This window comes from Leptospira alexanderi serovar Manhao 3 str. L 60, from assembly GCF_000243815.2.
In the GTDB taxonomy this organism is placed as follows: Bacteria; Spirochaetota; Leptospiria; order Leptospirales; family Leptospiraceae; genus Leptospira; species Leptospira alexanderi.
In genome coordinates this window covers 112,501-115,000 of the sequence record NZ_AHMT02000030.1, presented here as the reverse complement: position 1 = coordinate 115,000, position 2,500 = coordinate 112,501, and the positions used below count along the sequence as shown (strand labels likewise).

The 2,500-nt window shown below is 42.8% G+C and carries 4 protein-coding genes (1 of these 4 cut by a window edge); 1 reads left to right on the top strand and 3 read right to left on the bottom strand.

What is annotated here, in order from left to right:
- Positions 1-72 precede the first annotated feature (72 nt).
- On the top strand, positions 73-609 hold the full coding sequence (locus LEP1GSC062_RS10740) for a DUF1564 domain-containing protein (protein WP_010577814.1): 537 nt from the start codon (positions 73-75) through the stop codon (positions 607-609).
- A gap of 156 nt (positions 610-765) precedes the next feature.
- On the opposite strand, the gene LEP1GSC062_RS10735 is transcribed toward LEP1GSC062_RS10740, so the two are convergent.
- The 3 genes from LEP1GSC062_RS10735 to metK all read right to left on the bottom strand — a co-directional run.
- A complete protein-coding gene (locus LEP1GSC062_RS10735) occupies positions 766-1,080 on the bottom strand; it encodes an ATP-dependent Clp protease adaptor ClpS (RefSeq protein WP_020984203.1) in 315 nt (104 codons plus the stop codon).
- Positions 1,081-1,203: 123 nt separating this feature from the next.
- The gene (locus tag LEP1GSC062_RS10730) at positions 1,204-2,166 is read right to left on the bottom strand and encodes a transketolase family protein (protein WP_020984256.1); all 963 of its coding nucleotides are present in this window, start codon (positions 2,164-2,166) and stop codon (positions 1,204-1,206) included.
- A 6-nt stretch (positions 2,167-2,172) separates the two neighbouring features.
- Positions 2,173-2,500, bottom strand: the end of a protein-coding gene (gene metK, locus LEP1GSC062_RS10725; RefSeq protein ID WP_020984209.1) for a methionine adenosyltransferase. The gene runs 833 nt beyond the window's last position; only the last 328 of its 1,161 coding nucleotides appear in the window; its start codon lies off the right edge, out of view; the stop codon is at positions 2,173-2,175.

Here is a 2,500-nt window from a genome sequence, read left to right as displayed (position 1 = left end):
AAAATAAAGTAGAAATTTTCCTTTTTTTACAAACCGGCTCCTTTCGTGCAAAAGAGAAGAACCGCTTTGGATATGGACATTCTTTTGCTTTCTTCCCAAAAAAAGATTCTATCCGCTTTGAACGAAGGCGAGATCGGCTCGGATTCCCTTTTGATTCCGATGTGTTATTGGAACCAATTGAACGAGTTACAAAAAAAGGCTCTCTCCAAAAAACTTCCCTTCTTGCTCAAGAGATACGCTAAATACATCGCTTCCTCCGATAGACTTCACTGGAAAGCTGGGAAGATCAAATACAACCGGGGGGTCGGAGATCTGAAAAAGATGACGATCCATGTCAATACGGGAGTTTGGGCGATTTTGGGTGCTTTGGCGGCCGCGCACGGGGTTTCCAGGTGTTTTCTTTTTAACTACCTGCTTTGGCTGGAAGATTCTGGAATTGGGGATTCTATTGTGGATACAATGAACCGAGGAGTTCCTCAGTTTCATGGCACTTACAAAATGAGCTGGACCTTAAATCTACAGAAAAACCAAATTTCTAGGGCATTATTCTTCAAACCAAACCCAATCACCAGCAAACATTCGTTCTCCTTACCAAAGCCAGATCTCTAAAAAATCGCCTCACACACATTAGACGACATCCTCAGAACATACGAGTTCAAAAACCTACTAAGAACTCTTGGAATTCATAACCTAATCAAAAACCAAAGATTTCCAAATCGTATTCAGAAGAAAATGGAAGATAATAAATTGTGTCTTTCTCTGATCTTATTTTTCTAGAGTAGCGCTCATGGAACCTTTAGAGTTGGACATCCTCGGATCGGCCCCATAGGTGAGAATTCTCTCTTGAACATGTTCCGCGTGTTCGAATTCTCCGGAAAAAACGACCGTACGTTTTTCTTGATCAACTTGAACTGCGTGTAAGAACGCCTTTTCGACGGTCATCATACAAATTTCCACGAGCATTTCGATAACATATTCGTAGGTATGCTCGTTATCGTCCCAAAGAACCACTCTCCAGGGGCCTCCCGTAGACTTTGTGGAGGTAAACTCATCTAAGTCAGGAGTTTGTGTGCTCGCCATCTCGTCAATTTTACCAAGAAAATAAAAGTAAAAGAATTTCTCTCTAAAAGAACCTTCACGAAATTCTTCCCTCTTTCAAAAAGAGAAAAGAATATGTGGAATTTTTTTAAATTATCAATAATTTTATTTTTTGAGAACAATCGCTTTTTTTGCAGTTTCTATGATAGTTTTGGAACGAAGCCCAAAATAATCCAAAAGTTCTTTCCAAGTTCCCGATTTTCCAAACTGGTCTTTCATTCCTACTTTCAAAACGCGAATCGGATACTCTTCGGATAGAAACTCGCTGACCGCAGAACCGAGTCCGCCGATTACATTGTGCTCTTCACAAGTCACTACAGCACCGCATTTCTTCGCATATTTTAAAATTGTTTCTTTATCAATCGGTTTGATCGTTGCCATGTTCAAAAGTGTCGCGTTAATCCCTTCTTTGGAAAGTTCCTCCACAGCTTTCATAGCTTCACTAACAAGAACCCCGTTCGCAATGATGAGAATGTCTTCGCCTTCTCTCATCACTTCGGCTTTACCGATCTGAAACTTGTAATTCTCTCTTTCGATCACAGGGATATTGGGACGACCCACTCGAACATAAACCGGGCCCTTATAATCCGCAATCGCGTGAATAACCTGCTTACATTCGTTGTAATCGGAAGGACAAATCACCGTCATTTCCGGAATGGCTCTCATGATCGCAAAGTCTTCGATACATTGATGGGAGGCCCCATCTTCTCCGACAGTCACTCCACCATGAGAAGCCACGAGCTTCACGTTCAAAAACGGATAAACCACGCTATTACGAACAATTTCCCAGGCTCTTCCGGAAAGAAACATCGCAAAGGAAGAAGCAAACGGAACGAGTCCGGAAAGTGCAAGTCCCGCGGCATGACCGACTAAATTCTGTTCGGCGACACCCACATTGAAAAAACGATCCGGATAGCTTTTTGCAAACTTATTGGTTTTTGTGGAACCGGAAAGATCCGCGTCCAAGACAACTACATCCTGGCGGAAAACTCCCAGTTCATGCAGCGCATCTCCATAACCGTCACGAGTCGCTTTTTCTATCGCAGTCGATGTGCTTGGAGCTCCCATTTTTTCTTATCCTTTTAAAGCCGCCGCTTTATCGGTTTCTTCCCAAGTGAATGTGGAACCTTTTCTTCCAAAATGTCCGTAAGATGCGGTCTCTCTATACTTTCTTCCTTTTTCGAGAAGCTTTAGAGATTCGATGATTCCTCTCGGAGTCAGTTTGAAATTTGCACGAATTCTTTTTACCAATTCTCCTTCGGAAATTTTTCCGGTTCCGAACGTGTCCACGTGAACGGAAACGGGCTCCGCAACCCCGATCGCATACGCAAGTTGCACTTCGCATTTGTCTGCAAGACCAGATGCTACTACGTTCTTTGCGATATAGCGTCCCATATAAGCG

What these genes read in the sequence shown, in the direction of transcription:
- LEP1GSC062_RS10740 (WP_010577814.1), top strand. Translation starts at nt 73, where the DNA reads ATGGACATTCTTTTGCTTTCTTCCCAAAAAAAGATTCTATCCGCTTTG.
- LEP1GSC062_RS10735 (WP_020984203.1), bottom strand. Translation starts at nt 1,080, where the DNA reads ATGGCGAGCACACAAACTCCTGACTTAGATGAGTTTACCTCCACAAAG.
- LEP1GSC062_RS10730 (WP_020984256.1), bottom strand. Translation starts at nt 2,166, where the DNA reads ATGGGAGCTCCAAGCACATCGACTGCGATAGAAAAAGCGACTCGTGAC.